This window comes from Mesorhizobium sp. M0621, from assembly GCF_040320745.1.
In the GTDB taxonomy this organism is placed as follows: domain Bacteria; phylum Pseudomonadota; class Alphaproteobacteria; order Rhizobiales; family Rhizobiaceae; genus Mesorhizobium.
Window position 1 is genome coordinate 92,885 of record NZ_JAMYQF010000012.1, and the last position, 18,599, is coordinate 111,483.

Sequence of the window (18,599 nt, forward strand, 5' to 3'; positions counted from 1 at the left end):
AATGGCAATCAGCCCTTCGCCGCCAGCCGCTTCAGTTTGGCGACGGCCGTTTCCGAACTTTCGCCATAGGCGATGGTGCCGGCAAAGTCGCCCCTTGCATCGAGCAGCAGCACCGACGCGGTGTGATCCATGGTGTAGTCGCCGTCGCCGGTGTCGACCTTCTTCCAGTAGATGCCGAATGACTTGGCCATGGCATGGACCTTGTCGGGATCGCCTGTGATACCGGTGATCCGGTCGGAGAAATTGCTGACATAGGCGTTCATCACTTCCGGCGTATCGCGCTCCGGATCGACCGAGACGAAATAGGCATGCAGGTTCTTGCCGTCGTCGCCGAGCGTCTTAAGCCAGCCAGCCAGTTCGAACAGCGTGGTCGGGCAGACCTCGGGGCAATGGGTGAAGCCGAAGAAGACGGCGCTGGGCTGGCCCCTGAAGGCGGCTTCGGTGATCGGCGCGCCCTTCTGGTCGACCAGGGTGAAGGCGGCACCGAAGGGCTCGCCGCCATAGTGACCGCGGTACCAGTCGAAGGTCAGCCAGCCAATGCCAGCCGCCATAAGGACGAGAATGCCGACCAGGATAGAACGCATCATCAGAAAAGTCCGTCTTGCAATTTCTTCGGCGTGCCGGCCAAAGCGAGCCCTTGGTTCGGCGAACAGTCTTAGCGGTTTGACCGGGTACACGCAAAGGTGCCGCGTTGACGCAACCGGCCATGGCGGATGCGGCGTTTTCATCCGGTGCCGCCGCTTGCAATGCCGTGCTCTTCGCCCCACCTGAGACCGGCAAACTCGAACCCCGGAGGCCATCTTGCGAGGACTGATTGGGCGAAAACTGCTCGGTGGCGCGTTGGCCGCATGCGTTGTGCTTGGCGCCGGTGCGGCTCTTGCCGATGAAGTCGGCAAGGTCGGCGTCGACTGGCTCGGCAACGACATCATCGTCGAGGCGATCAAGGACCCGAAGGTGGAAGGCGTGACCTGTCACGTCTCCTATTTCGATCGCGGCATCATCGATCGCCTGCATAAGGGCAACTGGTTCGAGGATCCGTCCGATTCCTCGATCTCCTGCCGCCAGACCGGTCCGATCATCATCGGCGACATCGACATGAGCGAACGCGGCGAGGAAGTGTTCAAGCAAGGCATCAGCCTGATCTGGAAGAAGCAGGTGGTGAACCGCATCTACGACAAGACCAACGAGACGCTGATCTATCTCTCGCATTCGCGCCAGGTGCAGAACGGCTCGGCCAAAATGTCGGTCACCACCGTGCCGCTCTATGGCCAGAACGTGGTCTGGAGCAAAGGCAAGCCTCAATAGGGGCTTCAGCTCTTTCGCGGAACCGGTAGACGGACGATTGGTCCCGCTTGCGGGACCAATCGCTCGGGCGTAAAGCCGCCGCATGGACCGTTCCGAAAATCTCGTCCCGAAGGATTCCGAGCCGCGCATCCATCCGACCGCGGAATTGAAGGCGTGCAAGCTCGGCCGCTATGTCTCGATCGGCGAGCGCGTGGTGCTGCGCGAGGTGAGCGTCGGCGACTTTTCCTATTTCGAACGCCATTCGGAAGCGATCTACACGACGATCGGAAAATTCTGCTCGATCGCCGCCAACAGCCGCATCAACGCGCTGGAGCATCCCATCGAGCGGTTGACCCAGCACAAGGTCAGCTACCGGCCGAACGAGTATTTTCGCTGGCTGGGCGTCGACGCTGCATTCCGCGCGCGGCGGCAAGCGAAAGCCGTGACCATTGGCCATGATGTCTGGATAGGCCACGGCGCGGTGATCATGCCCGGGGTCACCATCGGCAATGGCGCGGTGGTCGGCGCCAACGCGGTGGTGACGCAGGATGTGCTGCCCTATGCAATCGTCGCAGGCGTGCCGGCGAAGGCGCTCCGGCCACGCTTCGCTCCGGATATTGCTGCGCGGATCGAAGCCCTCGCCTGGTGGGACTGGCCGGTCGAAAAGCTCGCCAGAGCGGTTCCAGACATGCAGGCGATGACGATCGAAGCCTTCCTCGATCGCTGGGAAAACGACGGGCTCTGACCTCCCGCATCGGTTGGCGACCGATCGACGCCCGAGGCTTACCGGATCGGCGTCTCGCCACGAAACAGCGGCTGGTGCGCCCGCATCAAGGCGGCAATCCGGTCGGCGACCTTTCGTACCGGCGGGGAGTGACGTTCCTCGTGATGGGTGACGATCCATTGGTCGGTTTCGAGTTCGGGGATAGGCTGAGCGACGCGAACCAGCCGCGGGTCGCCGTCACCGACGAAGCACGGAAAGACCGAAAGGCCGGCGCCGGCGGCCACGAGTTCGCGCACCGAATGGGTGTTGTTGCCGCGCACGGCGATGCGGTCGCCGTGATGGGCTTGTAGCCAGCGCGCCGAGGCGATGTTCGCCCCTTCGCCGGTGACGCCGACGAACAAGCCGGCGGCGATGCCATTGATCAGGTGGCGTCCGGAATAAATGGCATGAGCGACCTTGCCGCTCTGACGGCCGGCCAGCCACTGCTCGGTCGGGCGGTCGCTGCGGATGCCGATGTCGGCGGCGCGGCGACCGATGTCGACCCGGTCGGTGGTGGTGACGAGCTCCACCCTTATGCCGTCGTCGACCGTCCAGATCTCGCCGATATGGGCCGATACGAAGGCCGAAGTCCACGGCCCGGCCGACACACGGACAATGCGGTCGGGCAGGCTTCCTTCGCGCCAGCGGGTCAGCGACTGCATTGCTGCCTCGACGTCTTCGGCGCGCCGCAGCAGTTCTTCACCGACCGGGGTCAGCCGGTAGCCGGTCTGCTGACGCACGAACAGCGGCTCGCCGATCTGTCTTTCGAGCGCGGTGACGCGTCGGCCAAGGGTGGCTGCGCTGAGGCGCGTGGTTCCCGTCGCTGCGCTCAAGCCACCCAGCCGCGCAACGACGAGAAACAATCTTAGATCGTCCCAGCCAATGTCCATTTTGCAGAAATGAAAAACTCCTTGCGACCCTGGCTGTAGCGCGAAGCCAGCATCACGCGCAAGTATGCAGGCATTGGAAGCATTGGACAATCCTGCTTGGCGGGATAGCGACAAGCGCCTCGGCTGGCCGACGAGCCAGCGCAATCCTCTCGATCGCGCATGCGCTTTGCGCAGATGCTTTGCGCTTTCGACCAACCAGAGCGCGCCGCCATTCTGCGCGCCAAAGGAGACGATCATGTTGTATGAACTTCGATCCCATTTCGCCCGCTGGCTTGCCTATCGCCGGACGCTTGCGAGCTTGAGGCGGGCCCCGGACAGCACATTGGCGGACGCTGGTATTTCTCGCGAAGAGATCCGCGAGCGTGCCCGCCACGCCAGCTTGCGGCTTTGAGACAATGGAGGCGGGCATGCAGATAATGGAGCTTTGGGAAGATCGGTCGGTACCGCGCATCGGGGATCTGGCGGTCGTAGTGCCGTCTGCTTCAGGGAACCGTTCTGCGCGCTCTCCGGACTGAAACCCCTTCCGCCATGCGGGGGTGGCGCAGCGGAAGGGATTGGAGGTAAACCGCTGTGAAGCGGAAGGAACAGGCACTCTTGCCTGCACGGTTACTATGACATTAAACCCATAAGGTGTGTTTTTCGCCCCGTTCTCTCTATGCGTGCATTCGATTGCGCTGACGTATTTGTCTCCGCCGGGAACCTGAAACGGCCGCCGGTTGTTTCTTATCGCGCTGCTGCATCGAGGTTTCGATAAATGGAAAAGCTTTTCACCAAGATCGCCAACTGGGTCGCCCATATAACCGGCCTGCCGCTGACATTTGCCGTCTGCTGCCTGATCGTCGTCGTCTGGGCGGTGACCGGTCCATTCTTCGGCTTTTCGGACACCTGGCAGCTCGTCATCAACACGGGCACCACCGTCATCACCTTCCTGATGGTGTTCCTCATTCAGAACACCCAGAATCGCGACGGCGCGGCGATCCAGGCCAAACTCGACGAACTGATACTAGTCGGCAAGGGTCACAACCACTTCATCGGCATCGAACATCTGACCGAATCCGAAGTCGAGGAGATCCGCGCCAAATGCGAGCGTGCGGCCAAGCGGCACGACGAGCATATCGCCGCCATGGCGGCGAAGAAGGCCGTGGCGCAGAAGCGCGGGCCGAAAAAGCACGCGGCGTGAAGATCAGCCTTCCATGAACGCCGCGAAAGGCTTCTTGTAGTCCGGATGCCAGCGCGACAAAGCAGGGCGGTTTTCGATGATGTCGCCGATCGCCCAGGCCATGCGCTTTTCATCCAACGGCCGCGCCGCCTCATTGTCCGGGCACAGTATGTAGAAATCGCCCCTGGTCAGGGATTCCAGCATGAAATCAACGACCTGTTCGCCGGTCCAGGCGCCGGCCGGCTTTTCCGTCGCTCCTTCGGTCAGGCCGGTAAAGGTGAAGCCGGGGATCAAAAGATGGGCTGCGACATGGGCACCGGGTTCGTTGCGCAGCGCATGCGCCAGGCCTTCGGTGTAGGTCTTCAACCCGGCCTTGGAGACATTGTAGGCGAGGTTGCCGGGCGGCGTGGTGATGCCTTGCTTGGAACCGGTGTTGACGATCAGACCCGGCCTGGCCGAGGCCAGCATGCGCGGTGCGAAGGCCTCGACGCCATGCACGACGCCCCAGAAATTGATATCCAGCAGCCGTTTCCAGGCGTCGCGATTTTCCCAGGGCTTTCCGGGGTTGTCGCCGACTCCGGCATTGTTCATCAGCAGCGACACATCGCCGAAGGCGCCGAACGCCCTTTCGGCGAGACGGTCCATCTCATCCGCCTTCGAAACGTCGGCGGCGACGGCAAGCACGGCATCGTCTCCGGCAATCGCAGAAACGGCGCGCGAGGCGTCGTCAAGGCGCGCGCCACCGATGTCGGCCAGTACGATCTTCATGCCCATCAACGCAAGCCGCTTGGCGGCAGCAAGCCCAATGCCGCTGGCGGCGCCGGTGATGACGGCGGCGTTGCCTCGGCCAAGCGCGGGCAGGGCGGTCTGGATTTCAGTGTCGGAGATCATGGGCGATGGTGTCCTTCTTCGATGGCGCCGAACTTAGCGCCGGAGCGGGCTTGCGCAAGGCTCTGTTGACCAGTCCGGTCGAGGCTGCGCATGTTGCCTCGGCAAAAGAAATGGAGATTTCCTGATTGACGGACTGGGTTGCAATTCTGAAGGAACAGACCGCCATCGGCGACCAGATGGGGCGCGAGGTGCCGCAGATGCTGGCCAACCCCGACATCAGCGAAGCGCAGGTGAAGACACTGTTTTCCGCGCTGGAGAAACAAGCCGAGTTCGTCGAGAAGCTGCGCATGGCGCTGGAAAAGTTCGGCCATGATTTCTCGATCATCAAGGCGGCGGAACGGCTGGAGGAGCGCTATGCCGACCTAGCCGCATCGGTGGCGGAAAAGCTGAAGGCAATGCGCAAGTAGGGTCGTGTCTTGCCTTTAGGTCCGGTCGGCATGAGTTAGCTTTTCGAGCCGGTTGGGGCGATTGTGCCAGGAACAATATCAGTGTTCTGAGCCACCTTGATACGCCATCCCGACGGCCCTTCTTGGGCAATCAGAAGCAATATGCCTTTCCTAAGCCCTGCCGGGGACCCGTCCGGGGCAGATGCTCCCGTTAGGGTCCAAGTGTAATGAACGGAAGCAAGCCCCGGAGCCAATTCCACGACCGACGAGACATCGCCTTCTAGTCGGCTATCCCGAAACATGGTGTCATGAGTAGCTCGGTGCGCCGCTTCGATTTCGGATCGGTTCTTCCACCAAACACCTACGACGTTGACGAAATTAGCATCAGAAGCGAACAGAGATGCAAACTCATCCATATCATGCCGGTTCCAAGCGTTCGCAAAAGCGGTAGCGACATGCTCAGGCTTGCTAGTCGTCGTGCCCATGACCCTACGTCTCCTGGATACTTTCCGCTAAGCGTATAGAAGTCGGGGGCCGGATGCGACAACGGCAAGGTCACATTTCAAACTGAGACACTACCGCAATAGCGGCTACTTTTCGATGACCCGCGCGAAACGCCTATCCGGCACGAGCCATACCATCGCGACCAGCACATAAAGCGCGACGCCGATCCACTGGCTGACGAAGGTCAGCACGACGGCTGCGATGTAGATGGCCAGCGAGATCTTTCCCTTGCGATCGTTGCCCAGTGCCTTGGCAAAGGCTGTGTCGTTGCCGTGCAGGCGATGCAGTGCGGCGGCCAGTATCGTATAGGCGATGGCGCATAACGCCAAGTCGATGCCATAGACGGCGACCGGCACCGGCGCAAAGTGGTTCTCGCCCATGAAGGCTGTCGTCACCGGCATTAGCGACAGCCAGAACAGCAGATTGAGGTTCGCCCACAGCACGCGGCCGTCGACGCGCTGCACGGTGTGGAACATGTTGTGCAGGTTGTTCCAGTAGATGCCGACATTGATGAAGGACAGCACGTAACTGAAGAAGATCGGCCACAACGGCAACAGGGCGTAAACATCCTCGCCATGCGGCACTTTCAGCTCAAGCACCATGATGGTGATGATGATGGCCACGACGCCGTCGGTGAATGCCTCGACCCTGCCTTTGCCCATGGACCCCACCTTTGCCGCACCGGATTGTCGAAAGACAGTAAACTGTTAGCGGATATTGAAGGGCCGATAAACGGAGAATTTCCTCAACCATATCCAAGGAAACTTCTGCATCAGCCCCGCTGGTCGGAATGGTTGCGGCCGCCACATGTTGACTTTTCTTGGCTTGGCCTCTCCGCTTGCGGCGCAGCCTCGGCCGAAGCAGACGAACGGCCGGGGTTCGAATGGAGGGACTGATGAGATTTCGATTTCTGCTTGTGATCGCGACCATACTGGCCGCGGTCTTCGGGACGTCCGCCGCGGCCTTCGCCTACAGCGCCCACACCACGACCAACCTCAATGTCCGTAGCGGGCCGGGGGCTGGATACGCCAGGGTCGGAACGTTGCCCGCCGGCTTCAGGGTGAATGTCACCGGCTGCGAGCCCGGCTGGTGCAGAATCCATGGCGGCGGCGTGAGCGGCTGGGCCAGCGCCGGCTATCTTGAACGATCTCACGTCGTTCGCCCGCCGATCATCATCGTGCGCCCGCCGCATCGGCCGCCGCAGTGGCAGCACAGGCCGCACCGCCCCCCGCACCATCGCCCGCCGCACAAGCCGCGTCCCGGCAAGTGCAAGATCGCACCAGGCTTTCCCTGCCGGTAAGGCAGATTGCTCGGAATTGAGCGATAGACGTCATGACGGATCGGAGCCGCTGGCCCCGATCCGAGCCCGTCAAGCCGTCGGATATCCGTCCAGGCAATGTCCAACGTGCTGTCAGGAGCGTGCCTGTAGGCCGGAACGTCGTGGGTGAAAACGCGTTAAAGTCTCGATCCCCGAAATCGGTGACGAGGTTGGCCATGGCCATTCGCGATTTTGCGCATACGCACGAAGGGGCCGGCGGCGACGCTCTTGCAGTCCCCACCGTCGCCGCGATGATTGCCGTGCTGTTTGCCGGCAGCACCGTGCTGACGCCGCTCTACATCGTCTACAAACAGCAATTCGGCTTTTCACAAATCACGCTTACGCTGATCTACGCGGTGTATGTCGTCGGCAATCTGACGGCACTGCTGATGTTTGGCGGTGTCTCCGATGTTATCGGTCGCCGGCCCGCGAGCCTGGCGGCCATGCTTGTCGCCATCATCAGCGCGCTTGTCTTCCTGTTTGCCGGAAACGTCGTCTCGCTCGACGTGGCCCGCATTCTGAGCGGGCTTGGGATCGGCGTTGGCGCGGGGACCGGAACCGCATGGATTGCCGAGCTTCTTCCCGGTACGGACAAGTCGCGCGCCAGCGTCATCGCCACCAGCACCAATTTCCTCGGCCTCGGTTTCGGGGCCTTGATTTCAGGACTTCTGGCTGAGTACGAGCCATGGCCGCTGCGGCTGATCTTCATCGTCTACCTGGCAGCACTTGCGATGGTGACGATCCTGGTCTGGCGCACCCGCGAAACGGTGGCGAAGCCGGGCCGCCTCGGGCGGGTTTCCTTGCGGCCGCAATTCTCCGTCCCGGATGAGATCCGTGCGCGCTTCGTCGCGCCGGCGGTGACCGGCTTTGGCGCGATGGCGCTGGTCGGCTTTTACGCCGCCGTGGCGCCGAGCATCCTGGCGCAGCAACTGCATGAGACAAACCACGCCGTCGCCGGCGCGCTGTTCTTCGAACTGGCGATCGTCACCGCGGTCAGCATCGTGGTTCTGATGCACATGAAGAGCAACAAAGCGATGCTGGCTGCGCTGGCATTGATGATCCCAAGCGTCTTGTTGGTGGTGGCGGCGCAAATGCTGGCTTCGCTAGCGCTGATGATCGCGGCGACAGCCTGCTGCGGCGTGGTGGCGGCGCTCGGCTACCGTGGTGGCCTGCAAGTGGTGAACGAGATCGCGCCGCGGGATCGCCGCGCCGAAGTGGTGTCCAGCTTCTTCATCTGCTGCTTTGTCGGCAACGCCTTGCCCGTCATCGGCATCGGCGTCGTGTCGACCTATGCCAGTCCCGTCGCCGCGAGCCTGGCGTTTGCCTGCATGATTGTAGCCTTTGCGCTGCTGGCGCTGGGCTTCGGACTGAAACAAAGGCGTTGAGACCCCGGACAATCCAGTGTGACGGCCCAGCGGGACGGGTTGGCCAGCGGGGCCATGATGGCTTCAGCCGTTCGGCGTTTCAGGCGAAAGATGCGCGCGTTCGCGCGGCACGCCAAGCCCGGTGTCCGGCGGTTCTCCGGCAGCCGGCCTGTCCTCGATCATGTGCATCGTGCGCCAGCGACCGAAGCGGTAGTAGGCGGCGGCCAGCACGAGTGAGGTGATCGAACCGGCCGGGAAACTCCACCAAAGCGCTTCCTCGCCGATCACGCCGCGCATGAAATAGGCAAAGCCGGTGCGCACGACCAGCACCGAGATCACCAGGATGATCAGCGGCGGCATCACCGCGCCGGTGGCGCGCACCGTGGCAAACAGCACGATGGTGATGCCGAACAGGACGAACGACCACGATGCGACAGTGTTGATGTGGACGGCGATGTCGATCGCAGCACTATCGCTGCTCAGGAACAGGCTCAGCACCGAGCGGTCGAAAACGGAAAGCACGGCAACCAGTGCGCCGGTCAGGACCAGGTTGAAGCCGACGCCCGAAGCCGCGATGCGGCCGATCCGGTCCCAGCGGCCGGCGCCGACATTTTGCGCCGCCATCGAGGAGACCGCGGCGCCGATGGCGAGCGCCGGCATCTGGATGTAGGTCCATAGCTGCGCGGCGATGCCGTAGGCGGCGGCGACCTGCGAGCCGTAGGAATTGACCATGCCCATCACTGTCAATGCAGCCGCGGAGATGACAATCATCTGCAGGCCCATCGGCACGCCCTTGAAGACGACGATGCGCAGCAAGGTGGGGTCGGGCCGCAGCAGAGCGAGATTGGCGCCGGCCAGCCGCAGGGGATGCTCGCGCACATAGAGCACGATCAGAATGGCAATCACGCTCACCGTTTGGCCGATCAGCGTCGATGTGGCGGAGCCCGCGATACCGAGTTCCGGGAATGGCCCGATGCCGCGGATGAGCAGCGGGTTAAGCACGATGTCGAGGACGACGGCCAGCGCCATGAAAAAGAAGGGCGTGCGTGAATCGCCGGCACCGCGCAGCACGGTCATGACGAAGGACAGAAGGTTCATCATCGGCACGGCGATGAAGATGATGCGCAGGTAGGAGCGGGCCAGCGGCAAGGCATCGGCCGGCGTGCCCAGCGCGCCCAGGATGGCGTCGACCCAGATCCAGCCGCAGACCGCGAACACCACAGAGACGAGGAAGAAGAAGGTGGCGCTGGTGCCGACGATGCGGCGTGCCTCCGGCAGGTCGCGCGCGCCGACCGACTGGGCCACCAGGATGGTCGCGGCCATGCCGATGCCGAACACCGTGCCGAGGATCAGGAACAGGACGAGGTTGGCATTGGAGGTGGCGGTCAACGCCGATTCGCCGAGGAAACGGCCGACCCAGACGGCGTTGATCGACCCGTTGAGGGACTGCAGCACGTTGGAGCCGAGCACCGGCAGCGCGAACAGCAGAAGCGTGCGCGGGATCGGGCCGCTGGTCAGGTCGCCGGTGCGCCGGCGCGTGGGCATTTTCTCGTCCATGACGGGCAACTCGGCGAAGGTTAGTCTCAAGAGCGGTTCACCGTTTCACGGAAACGGCGAACCGCTCTCTCTTTGTTTCGACGCAATTCCGGACGGAAAACCGCTACGCACTTTTCCTGGAATTGCTCAAGTCCGGTCCGCGATGATTGCCGATTCCACGGGACAGGTCATGCCTTGATCTAATCATGTTCTCAAAACTTCAGGAATGGGATATTGATCCTCGATGCGTGGGGCCGCATTCCTACTAGATCTTGGATAGACCGGGGGGTTCATGTCCGATATTCCGCTGTTTTTCGAGCGCCTGAACCGGCGCGCGTTTCTCGGTGCGTCCGCCTTGGGCGCGGCCTCCGTGGCTCTTTCGGCGTGCACCACGACGGACGTGGCGCCGCCGCCGGTGGCTGCACCGCCAAGCGATCCGGCTTTCGGCGATGCCGCAAGCATGTATGTGGCGCGCGTCGACGAGGGCTATCAATTGCCGGCAATCCCGGTCGCCAAGCTCGATCCGAAGTTCGTACGTCAGATCGTGTCCGACCCGACCGGAGAGAGACCCGGCACGATCGTCGTCGATACCTCCGAGCACTTCCTCTATCTGGTGGGCGACGGCGGCAGGGCTATCCGCTACGGCGTCAGCCTGGGCAAGGCCGGTTTCGGATGGACCGGCAGCGCCGTGGTTCAGGCGAGGAAGAAGTGGCCGGTCTGGACGCCGCCGCCGGAAATGATCCAACGCCGGCCGGAACTGACGAAATACAAGGACGGCATGCCACCCGGCCCGCAGAGCCCGCTCGGCGCCCGCGCGCTGTATCTGTTCCGCGACGGCAAGGACACGATGTACCGGCTGCACGGCACGCCGGAGTGGGATTCCATTGGCAAGAACGCGTCGTCGGGCTGTGTGCGCTTCATGAACCAGGACATCATCGACCTCTACAGCCGGGTCAACGGTGTCGCACAGGTTTTCGTGCGCCCCAACCTGTTGGCCGCCGGCAAGATCAGCGCGGTGTCGAAGAGGACGGCCGAGCCGATCGATGCGGGCGTGCCAAGGGACGCGGAGATGTTGAAGTAAGAGCCTTTACGATCTTTCAGGCGGACGCGCTCGGCGCGTCCGCCTTCGTGTTGTCGCTACTTCTTGGCCAGGCCCGGCAGCGTGACCTGATAGACCAGAAACAGGGTGTCGACATCGGCACCGTCCTCGGCCTTGTAGGGCGCGCCGACCTGGAAGCCGTCCTGGGCGAGGAAGTCGTTATCGTTGGCGACGAACAGGAAATAGTCGTCGGGCAGCTTCGGATCGAGAACGCTGACCACCGACATCGCTTCCCACTTCTCCGACAGGTTGTTCTTGTCGTTCGGCGCGCCATTGTGCAGGCCGAAGCGGCCGAGTTCGGCACTGTCGTTGATGTCGATGAACGGCGTCAGCTTGGCCGGCGTCACCGACGGGTCGAGCACGCCCTTGGGCGCCAGCGGCTTGTCGGCGGCATCGAAGGCGCCGCCGGCGATGTCGGTGGCGGCCGAGACGTCGACGACGAAGATCTGGCGCACCAGCGAGGTGTCGCCCTTCAGACCCTGGCCGTTGCCGCTGTCTCGCGCCAGCATCAGGAAGGCCTGATCCGACAACGCCACGATCTCGCTCTGCGCGGCCACCTTGGTGTTGCCCTTGGCATCCTTGAACACGGGCAGCGGCACGACATACTCATGCGCCAGCTTGAGATGGGCGAGGTCGGAGGCGTCGTAGACCAGCGCCCTGGTGTTCTGGCGCGTCGCGGGCGAATCGCCGCCATCCTGCCGGGGCGCCGACTGCAGCACCGCGATCAGGAATTTGCCGTCGGGCGTCATCGCCATGCCTTCGAGGCCCTGGTTGTTCTGGCGGCCGGTATCGGGATCCTTCGGATCGGGCTCGGCAGCACCGGGACCCGGATTGTTCGAGGCGAAGTTCGGCGCGCCGTGGCGCATCGGCACCAGCGCCGCCGGTGGCTGGGTCGCCGACAGCAGATGTCCGTCGGCGGAAAACCGATAGATGTTCGGGCCGTATTCGTCGGAGATGAACATCGAACCGTCGGGCAGCCGCGCGATCGCCTCGTTGTCGAGCGCCAGCTTGCCGTTGGCTTCGGGCAGGATCGGCATGTCGCCGCTCGCCGCGCGCACGCCGTTGAGCGGGTCGAGGCCCGTGGCGTCAGCGCCCTTGTCGTCGGTGAGAAGCATGGTGTCGGCGAGCGTTGCCTTGACGCCCGTCTGCTCCTGGCCGGCAGCAGGTGCCGCGCCCGGTGCGACCGGGGCAAATTCGATGCCGATGGTGTTGAGGCGCGGCCGGTAGTCGGTGGTGCCGACGACATTGTAGCCGCGGTCCGGCAGCAGCCACAGCGAACCCTTGTAGCCGGCGGCGTCGTGCGTCCAGCCTGATGTGTCGATCGCCATGCCGGAGCCGGAGCCGAACGTCTCGCCGAACTTGTCGCGCTGAGCGGCCGGGATGCGGCCAACGCCGACCAGTCCCTTGTTGACGAGGCCGCCGATCGTCGCGGTGCTGTCGGCGAGCGCCGGCGTCAAGGCGGTGAACAAGGCCAGTGCGACGCCGAGCGACGCGGTTCGGTACAGGTGTTTCATGGATAGTCCTCTTTGTGACAGATGTGCCGGAGCGGCCGCAGGACGAAAAGCTGAAAGAGGTGCGACATCGATGATGCCGCGCGTGCTCCCCGAAACGCGGTCTACGGCGCGAACATGATGCTTGCGTGACAGCGCGCGATGCATTCCCGCCGTCTTCTTCACGCAACGACAAAAACGTGTGCTTGACGGAAAAAATTGATCACCCCGTCAGGCTCAGGTCGACGAAAAGGCGCGTGCGCCGGCACTGGACACTTATGTCCAGTGCGTATATGGTCCAGCCTTCTGACTAACCGTGGAGGGGAAGCCTTGAAGTCGCACTACCGCGCAGTGGTCATCGGGGGTGGCGTGGTCGGGGCCTCGGTCCTCTATCATCTGACGCGGTTTGGCTGGAGCGACGTGGCGCTCATCGAGCGTGCCGAACTGACGGCCGGTTCGACCTGGCACGCCGCGGCCGGGTTCCATGCGCTCAATGCCGACCCCAATGTCGCGGCGCTGCAGGACTACACCATCAATCTCTACCGTGAGATCGAGGCCGAATCCGGCCAAGATATCGGCCTGCACATGACCGGCGGCGTCAACATCGCCAGCGATCCCGCGCGCTGGGAGTGGCTGAAATCGGCCTGGGCGGTGTTCCAGTCGGTCGGCATCGAGACAGCGCGCCTGGTCACGCCCGACGAGATCAAGGCGATCTGCCCGATCGTCGATGTCACCGGCGTGCTTGGCGGCCTGCATGATTCCAACGAAGGTCATCTCGATCCGTACGGCACGACGCACGCCTATGCCGGTGCTGCGAAGAAGCGCGGCGCCGATATCATCCTGCGCAACCGGGTCGTCGAGTTGAAGGCGCGCGCCGACGAGCGCTGGGACGTCGTCACGGAGCAGGGCACCATCATCGCCGAGCATGTCGTCAATGCCGGCGGGCTGTGGGCGAAGCAGCTCGGCCGCATGGCCGGCGTCGACCTGCCGGTGACGCCGATGGAGCACCACTATTTCATCACCGAGGACATTCCGGAGATCGCGGCGCTGGACAAGGAGATCGGCATCGCCGTCGATCTCGACGGCTTCTCGTATCTGCGGCAAGAGCGCAAGGGCGTGCTGCTTGGCGTCTATGAGCAGAACCCCAAGCACTGGAACATGGATGGCGCGCCGTGGGACTATGGCATCGAGCTGATCCCGGAAGACATCGACCGCATCAGCCCCGAACTCGTCAAGGCGCATGAGCGCTTCCCCTGCCTGGCGACGGCCGGCATCCGCAAATGGGTCAACGGCGCCTTCACCTTCACCCCTGACGGCAACCCGATCGTCGGACCGGTGCGCGGCTTGAAGAATTACTGGGTCGCCTGCGGCGTCATGGCCGGCTTCAGCCAGGGCGGCGGTGTCGGCAAGTCGCTGGCCGAGTGGATGATTTATGGCGAACCGCAGGCTGACATCTTCGGCATGGACATCGCTCGTTACGGCGCCTTTGCCGCCAACCGGGAATATCTCAGGCAGACGACGCGTCAGTTCTATTCGCGACGCTTCGTCATGACCTTTCCCAATGAGCGGCTGCCGGCCGGCCGGCCGCTGAAACGCCCCGGTGCCTATGACGGCATGAGCGCGGCGGGATGCGAATGGACGGCCTCATGGGGGCTGGAAATCCCGGCCTATTTCGCGCCGATGGGGTTTGCCGAGAACACGACGTTGCGCCGTTCCAATGCCTTCGACATCGTCGGCGACGAGGCGCTGCAAGTGCGGCGCGCCGCCGGTCTCGTCGATATCTCGGCCTATTCACGCTATGCGGTGTCCGGGCCAGGCGCTGAAGCATGGCTCGACCGGCTGCTCGCCTGCAAGCTGCCGAAAGCAGGACAGGCGAGGCTGGCGCCCATGCTCGGCCATGACGGACGGCTGAAGGGCGACCTAACCGTCTTCAACTGGGGCGGCGGCACCTATTGGCTGATGGGCTCCTACTATCTCAGGGAATTCCACATGCGGTGGTTCGAGGCTCATGCGGCGGAGGGCGTCACCGTCGCCGACCTTTCCGACACGATGAGCGGCTTCCTGCTGACCGGGCCGAATGCGCGCAAGATACTGGAGCGCACGACGCATCGGATGTTTCCGGCGCAGCACTGCCATTCATGGCTTGTGGAGCATTCGACATCGGCATGGCGCAGACGCGTGTGGCGCGGCTGTCGATCGCGGGCGAACTCGGCTTCGAAATCAGTTGCCTCGCAACCATGCATGCCACATTGCGTGAAACACTGCTGGCCGCCGGCGAGGATCTCGGCCTTGCCGAAGTCGGCTATTATGCGCTCAACGCGCTGCGGATGGAAAAGAGTTTTGGCATCTGGTCGCGTGAATTCACTCAAGGGTATACGCCCGATCAGGCTGGGCTCGACCGCTTCATCGCTTTCGGCCGGGGTGATTTCATCGGTCGCGAAGCGGCGTTGAAACAGCGGGAGGCCGGCAGCAGCCAATGCCTGGTAACGCTGGAGGTCGATGCGCTCGACGCCGACGCCAGCGGCTTCGAGCCGGTCTGGCATCAGGGTCGGCGCGTCGGCTTCGTCACCTCGGGCGGCTATGGCTATACGGTCGGCAAGAGCCTGGCGCTGGCGCTTGTCGACCGCGATTTCGCGGGCGAGGGCACCGCGGTTTCGGTGCATGTTGTGGGTGAGGAGCGGCCGGCGCGTGTCATCGCGGCCTCGCCCTACGATCCCCTGGGCAAGGCGATGCGGCAATGAGGAGGATTTCTGATGGTCGATGACGCGGCACGGGACAGCAGGCGCGAACGTCGGCGTGGACGCACGGGCGAGGCCGGCAGCGAAAGCAGCCGTCGACCCAACTACCATTCGCTGAAGAATCCGTTCCTGCCGCAGCCGATTTTTTCGGATGATCAGGTCGCCGCCATTCACGACACGGCGCTGCGGGTGCTGGAAGAGCTCGGCATCAAGGTGCTGCTGCCGCAGGCGCGTGAGCTTTTCGAGCGCGCCGGCGCCCTCGTCGACCCCGACACCGACATGGTGCGCATCGGCCGCGAAATGGTGACGGCGGCACTGGCCTCGGCGCCGAAGTCGATCCACGCCCATGCCGGTTCCCGCGCGCGCGATCTGACGCTCGAACTTGGCTCGATGGCATTCCTGGCCGGAAGCGGAGCGCCGAATGTCACCGACCTTGAACGCGGCCGGCGGCCCGGAACGCTGGCGGATTTTGAGGATCTGATGCGGCTGGTGCAGCATTTCGATGTGCTGCATATGCTCGGACCCTGCATCGAGCCGCAGGATGTCGACAACCGCTTTCGCCACTATGCCGTCAATCGCGCGCAGCTGACGCTGTCGGACAAGTTTCCGTTCGTCTTCGCGCGCGGCACCCCGCAGGTCGAAGACGGATTCGAGATGCTTCGTCTGGCGCGCGGCCTGTCGCAGGACCAATTTCTGGCGAACGCGCATTGCTATACCGTCATCAACACCAACTCGCCGCGCCAGCTCGACATTCCGATGGCGCAAGGCATCATCGATTTCGCCCGCGCAGGCCAGGTCTCCGTCATCACGCCGTTCTGCCTGGCGGGTGCGATGGCGCCGATCACGGTCGCCGGCGCGCTGACGCTGCAACATGCCGAGGCGCTGGCGGGGCTGACGCTGGCGCAGATCGTGCGGCCCGGTGCGCCGGTCGTCTACGGCTCATTCTCCTCCAATGTCGACATGAAATCCGGCGCGCCGGCCTTCGGCACGCCAGAGCATATCAAGGCAACGCTGGGGGCCGGGCAATTGGCGCGCTTCACGGGGTTGCCGTGGCGGTCCGGCGGCGGCAGTGCCGCCAACATCTCGGATGCGCAGGCCGCGCACGAGACGCAGTTCGCGCTGTGGGGCTCGGTGCTGGCCGGGGCGACGATGTGCATCCATGCCGCCGGCTGGCTGGAAGGTGGCCTCAGCGTCTCCTTCGAGAAGCTGGTCACCGATATTGAGGCGTTGCAGACGGTGGCGGAACTCTGTGCCGCGACCCCAGGCGACAGCGATTCGATCGGCTTCGAGGCGATCGCCGAGGTGCAGCCGGGCGGGCATTTCTTCTCGGCCGGCCACACCATGGCGCGCTACCGCACCGCCTTTTACGAACCGCTGGTGGCCGACTGGTCGAATTTCGGCAATTGGACGCAAAGCGGGTCGAAGACGGCAAGCGAGCGCGCCACCGGTGTCTGGAGACGGGCGCTGGCCGACTTCGAGCCGCCGGCTTCAGCTGCCGCTACATCAGGCGTGCTGGACGAGTTCATCGCCCGGCGCACTGAAGAGGGCGGGGCAGCGCCAGTGTCGTGACAGGGGGGAATTGCAGCGATGATGCGGAACCGGCGGCATTCCCGGGCATTCATGGGAATGGCCAACGGAGGACGACATGGGATTCGACCAGTATCACGAACCGCCTGAAGAATTGTCGCAGAAGGTACGGACCTTTGCCCGCATGATCGCCTCGCTGATCGAGGAGGCGGAAGCGATCGGCTGGTACGAACAGCGCATGTCGGTGGAAAAAGACCCGCAGGCGCGGGCCATCATGGAGAACGCGCAAGGCGAGGAATTCAAGCATTTCGGCATGGATCTCGAATTCCTGCTGCGCCAGAATAAGGACTGGCGGGCGGAACTGAAGGAAATCCTGTTCACCACGGGCGATATCGTCAAACGCGGCGAAGCCGGCGAGAAGAAGGTGGATTGAGGCCTATCAGCTCGTACCGACGCGGCTGCGGGTTTCGCCTCAATTAGTCGCTGTCGCGTGCGACCAGTTCCAGCGGCCAGACTTCGCGCATGATCCGCGGACCTTCCGGGCCGGCGAAGGCCGGGATCGAGGCCAGCAGCATTTCGGCGAGCCGCTGTCCCATCGGCTCCAGCGCCGGGCGGAAGGCGGTCAGCGCCGGCGAGAAGTAGCGGCAGAGCGGTGTGTCGACGATGACGGTCACCGCCATGTCGTGACCCGGCCTGATGCCCATCTCGGCCAGAGCCTTGCAGCCGCCAAGCGCCATCGCGTCATTGTTGAAGATGATGGCGGTCGGCGGATCTTTCGAGCGCATCACTTGCGGCGTCACTTCGTAGCCGCCGGCCTCGTTGATGAAGCCGGACGCGATCAGTTCGGGGTCGACCTCGATGCCGTGCCGCCGCAAGGCCTTGCGGTAGCCGGCCAGGAACAGATAGCCGAAGTTGAGATCGAGCGACGGGCGGATGGCGGCGATGCGGCGGTGGCCGCGTGCCACAAGGCGGTCGACGGCGTCAGCGCCAGCCTTTTCGAAATCGAGGTCGAGGGACGGGTAGGACTTGTCTCCGGAGCGGCTGCGGCCAAGCGTGGCGAACGGAAAGCCGACCTGGGTGAGATAATTGATGCGCTCGTCCTCGCGCCGCGTCCAGGCCAGCAGCACTGCGTCGGCCCGGCGCGTCTCGACGACGCGGCGCAGGCGCTCCTGCTGGTAGTCGCCGGGCGCGCCCATCACCACGATCAGGTCGAGACCGCTTTCGGCGAGCCTGGCCTGCAGCCCGATCAGGAACGGAATGAAGAACGGCTCGCCATATTGCTGGTCGCCCGGATGCGGCTGCAGCATGAAGGCGATCGAATGAGTGGCGCCTTGCCTGAGACTGCGGCCGGACTGGTTCGGCGAATAGTTGAGCGTCCTGGCCGCCTCGAGCACGCGCTTGCGCGTGTCGGCATTGACGTCGGCGCGGCCGTTCAGCGCCCGCGACACGGTGCCGATCGAAATGTTCAGGTGACGGGCAAGGTCGTGAATGCTGGATGCCAAATGACTGTTCTCCCCCTTGCTTGGCTAGCACCGGTAGCCGCTCAGGCCAAGGCGCAAGACGATTTTCACGAGCGGCCAATTGACATTCTACGCCTTCGGGTGTGTTCTCGTAAACGTTTACGGAAAAACGTTTACGGTCTTGCCGTGA

18 protein-coding genes and 1 pseudogene are annotated in these 18,599 nt (G+C 63.5%); 11 read left to right on the forward strand and 8 right to left on the reverse strand.

Going from position 1 to position 18,599, the window contains the following annotated elements; genetic code table 11:
- Positions 1-8: 8 nt before the first annotated feature.
- Positions 9-587, reverse strand: coding sequence for an SCO family protein (locus NKI38_RS11470; RefSeq protein ID WP_352657520.1), 579 nt, complete (start codon positions 585-587; stop codon positions 9-11).
- A 214-nt stretch (positions 588-801) separates the two neighbouring features.
- Between NKI38_RS11470 and NKI38_RS11475 the strand changes: the two genes are divergently transcribed.
- Entirely contained in the window at positions 802-1,305 is a 504-nt protein-coding gene (locus NKI38_RS11475; protein ID WP_352657522.1) for a CreA family protein, read from the forward strand.
- An 82-nt stretch (positions 1,306-1,387) separates the two neighbouring features.
- Complete coding sequence (locus NKI38_RS11480) at positions 1,388-2,029, forward strand: DapH/DapD/GlmU-related protein (protein WP_352657525.1); 642 nt, start codon at positions 1,388-1,390, stop codon at positions 2,027-2,029.
- 38 nt (positions 2,030-2,067) lie between these two features.
- On the opposite strand, the gene NKI38_RS11485 is transcribed toward NKI38_RS11480, so the two are convergent.
- Positions 2,068-3,174, reverse strand: a complete 1,107-nt coding sequence (locus NKI38_RS11485) for a LysR family transcriptional regulator (protein ID WP_352657528.1) — start codon at positions 3,172-3,174, stop codon at positions 2,068-2,070.
- On the opposite strand from NKI38_RS11485, the gene NKI38_RS11490 reads away from it, so the two are divergent.
- A complete protein-coding gene (locus NKI38_RS11490) occupies positions 3,173-3,328 on the forward strand; it encodes a YjiS-like domain-containing protein (RefSeq protein ID WP_245266380.1) in 156 nt (51 codons plus the stop codon). The two genes, NKI38_RS11485 and NKI38_RS11490, sit on opposite strands and share 2 nt — an antisense overlap.
- Positions 3,329-3,691: 363 nt before the next feature.
- Positions 3,692-4,117: a low affinity iron permease family protein gene (locus NKI38_RS11495; protein ID WP_352657531.1), complete on the forward strand. Its 426-nt coding sequence runs from the start codon at positions 3,692-3,694 to the stop codon at positions 4,115-4,117.
- A gap of 3 nt (positions 4,118-4,120) precedes the next feature.
- Here the strand turns inward: NKI38_RS11495 and NKI38_RS11500 are convergent, their stop codons facing one another.
- Positions 4,121-4,987, reverse strand: coding sequence for an SDR family NAD(P)-dependent oxidoreductase (locus NKI38_RS11500; protein WP_352657533.1), 867 nt, complete (start codon positions 4,985-4,987; stop codon positions 4,121-4,123).
- A 125-nt stretch (positions 4,988-5,112) separates the two neighbouring features.
- On the opposite strand from NKI38_RS11500, the gene NKI38_RS11505 reads away from it, so the two are divergent.
- A complete protein-coding gene (locus NKI38_RS11505) occupies positions 5,113-5,394 on the forward strand; it encodes a hypothetical protein (protein ID WP_352633593.1) in 282 nt (93 codons plus the stop codon).
- Between the two features lie 35 nt (positions 5,395-5,429).
- Here NKI38_RS11505 and NKI38_RS11510 read toward each other — a convergent pair whose 3' ends face one another.
- On the reverse strand, positions 5,430-5,858 hold the full coding sequence (locus NKI38_RS11510; RefSeq protein ID WP_352657535.1) for an SgcJ/EcaC family oxidoreductase: 429 nt from the start codon (positions 5,856-5,858) through the stop codon (positions 5,430-5,432).
- Between the two features lie 105 nt (positions 5,859-5,963).
- Positions 5,964-6,539 (reverse strand): TMEM175 family protein, encoded by a 576-nt coding sequence (locus tag NKI38_RS11515; protein WP_352657538.1) that lies wholly within the window; start codon positions 6,537-6,539, stop codon positions 5,964-5,966.
- 233 nt (positions 6,540-6,772) lie between these two features.
- On the opposite strand from NKI38_RS11515, the gene NKI38_RS11520 reads away from it, so the two are divergent.
- Both NKI38_RS11520 and NKI38_RS11525 read left to right on the forward strand, forming a co-directional pair.
- Positions 6,773-7,177 carry an SH3 domain-containing protein gene (locus NKI38_RS11520; protein ID WP_352657541.1) on the forward strand — a complete coding sequence of 135 codons (405 nt, stop codon included), beginning with the start codon at positions 6,773-6,775 and terminating at the stop codon, positions 7,175-7,177.
- Positions 7,178-7,371: 194 nt separating this feature from the next.
- The gene (locus NKI38_RS11525; RefSeq protein WP_352657544.1) at positions 7,372-8,580 is read left to right on the forward strand and encodes an MFS transporter; all 1,209 of its coding nucleotides are present in this window, start codon (positions 7,372-7,374) and stop codon (positions 8,578-8,580) included.
- Between the two features lie 63 nt (positions 8,581-8,643).
- On the opposite strand, the gene NKI38_RS11530 is transcribed toward NKI38_RS11525, so the two are convergent.
- A complete protein-coding gene (locus NKI38_RS11530) occupies positions 8,644-10,116 on the reverse strand; it encodes an MATE family efflux transporter (protein WP_502899294.1) in 1,473 nt (490 codons plus the stop codon).
- A 271-nt stretch (positions 10,117-10,387) separates the two neighbouring features.
- On the opposite strand from NKI38_RS11530, the gene NKI38_RS11535 reads away from it, so the two are divergent.
- Complete coding sequence (locus tag NKI38_RS11535) at positions 10,388-11,176, forward strand: L,D-transpeptidase (RefSeq protein ID WP_352657549.1); 789 nt, start codon at positions 10,388-10,390, stop codon at positions 11,174-11,176.
- 56 nt (positions 11,177-11,232) lie between these two features.
- Here the strand turns inward: NKI38_RS11535 and NKI38_RS11540 are convergent, their stop codons facing one another.
- The gene (locus NKI38_RS11540; RefSeq protein WP_352657552.1) at positions 11,233-12,708 is read right to left on the reverse strand and encodes an esterase-like activity of phytase family protein; all 1,476 of its coding nucleotides are present in this window, start codon (positions 12,706-12,708) and stop codon (positions 11,233-11,235) included.
- A gap of 306 nt (positions 12,709-13,014) precedes the next feature.
- Between NKI38_RS11540 and NKI38_RS11545 the strand changes: the two are divergent.
- The 3 genes and pseudogenes from NKI38_RS11545 (at position 13,015) to NKI38_RS11555 (ending at position 17,382) form a co-directional block, all read left to right on the forward strand.
- Positions 13,015-15,425: pseudogene (locus tag NKI38_RS11545) on the forward strand (GcvT family protein).
- Between the two features lie 12 nt (positions 15,426-15,437).
- Complete coding sequence (locus NKI38_RS11550; protein WP_352657554.1) at positions 15,438-16,991, forward strand: trimethylamine methyltransferase family protein; 1,554 nt, start codon at positions 15,438-15,440, stop codon at positions 16,989-16,991.
- A 76-nt stretch (positions 16,992-17,067) separates the two neighbouring features.
- Positions 17,068-17,382 (forward strand): ferritin family protein, encoded by a 315-nt coding sequence (locus NKI38_RS11555; protein WP_352633612.1) that lies wholly within the window; start codon positions 17,068-17,070, stop codon positions 17,380-17,382.
- Between the two features lie 43 nt (positions 17,383-17,425).
- Here the strand turns inward: NKI38_RS11555 and NKI38_RS11560 are convergent, their stop codons facing one another.
- Positions 17,426-18,451, reverse strand: coding sequence for a LacI family DNA-binding transcriptional regulator (locus tag NKI38_RS11560; RefSeq protein ID WP_352657557.1), 1,026 nt, complete (start codon positions 18,449-18,451; stop codon positions 17,426-17,428).
- Positions 18,452-18,599 lie beyond the last annotated feature (148 nt).

Coding starts and splice junctions, on each gene's coding strand:
- NKI38_RS11470 (WP_352657520.1), bottom strand. CDS start 587: ATGATGCGTTCTATCCTGGTCGGCATTCTCGTCCTTATGGCGGCTGGC.
- NKI38_RS11480 (WP_352657525.1), top strand. CDS start 1,388: ATGGACCGTTCCGAAAATCTCGTCCCGAAGGATTCCGAGCCGCGCATC.
- NKI38_RS11490 (WP_245266380.1), top strand. CDS start 3,173: ATGTTGTATGAACTTCGATCCCATTTCGCCCGCTGGCTTGCCTATCGC.
- NKI38_RS11485 (WP_352657528.1), bottom strand. CDS start 3,174: ATGATCGTCTCCTTTGGCGCGCAGAATGGCGGCGCGCTCTGGTTGGTC.
- NKI38_RS11495 (WP_352657531.1), top strand. CDS start 3,692: ATGGAAAAGCTTTTCACCAAGATCGCCAACTGGGTCGCCCATATAACC.
- NKI38_RS11500 (WP_352657533.1), bottom strand. CDS start 4,987: ATGATCTCCGACACTGAAATCCAGACCGCCCTGCCCGCGCTTGGCCGA.
- NKI38_RS11510 (WP_352657535.1), bottom strand. CDS start 5,858: ATGGGCACGACGACTAGCAAGCCTGAGCATGTCGCTACCGCTTTTGCG.
- NKI38_RS11515 (WP_352657538.1), bottom strand. CDS start 6,539: ATGGGCAAAGGCAGGGTCGAGGCATTCACCGACGGCGTCGTGGCCATC.
- NKI38_RS11520 (WP_352657541.1), top strand. CDS start 6,773: ATGAGATTTCGATTTCTGCTTGTGATCGCGACCATACTGGCCGCGGTC.
- NKI38_RS11525 (WP_352657544.1), top strand. CDS start 7,372: ATGGCCATTCGCGATTTTGCGCATACGCACGAAGGGGCCGGCGGCGAC.
- NKI38_RS11530 (WP_502899294.1), bottom strand. CDS start 10,116: ATGGACGAGAAAATGCCCACGCGCCGGCGCACCGGCGACCTGACCAGC.
- NKI38_RS11535 (WP_352657549.1), top strand. CDS start 10,388: ATGTCCGATATTCCGCTGTTTTTCGAGCGCCTGAACCGGCGCGCGTTT.
- NKI38_RS11540 (WP_352657552.1), bottom strand. CDS start 12,708: ATGAAACACCTGTACCGAACCGCGTCGCTCGGCGTCGCACTGGCCTTG.
- NKI38_RS11550 (WP_352657554.1), top strand. CDS start 15,438: ATGGTCGATGACGCGGCACGGGACAGCAGGCGCGAACGTCGGCGTGGA.
- NKI38_RS11555 (WP_352633612.1), top strand. CDS start 17,068: ATGGGATTCGACCAGTATCACGAACCGCCTGAAGAATTGTCGCAGAAG.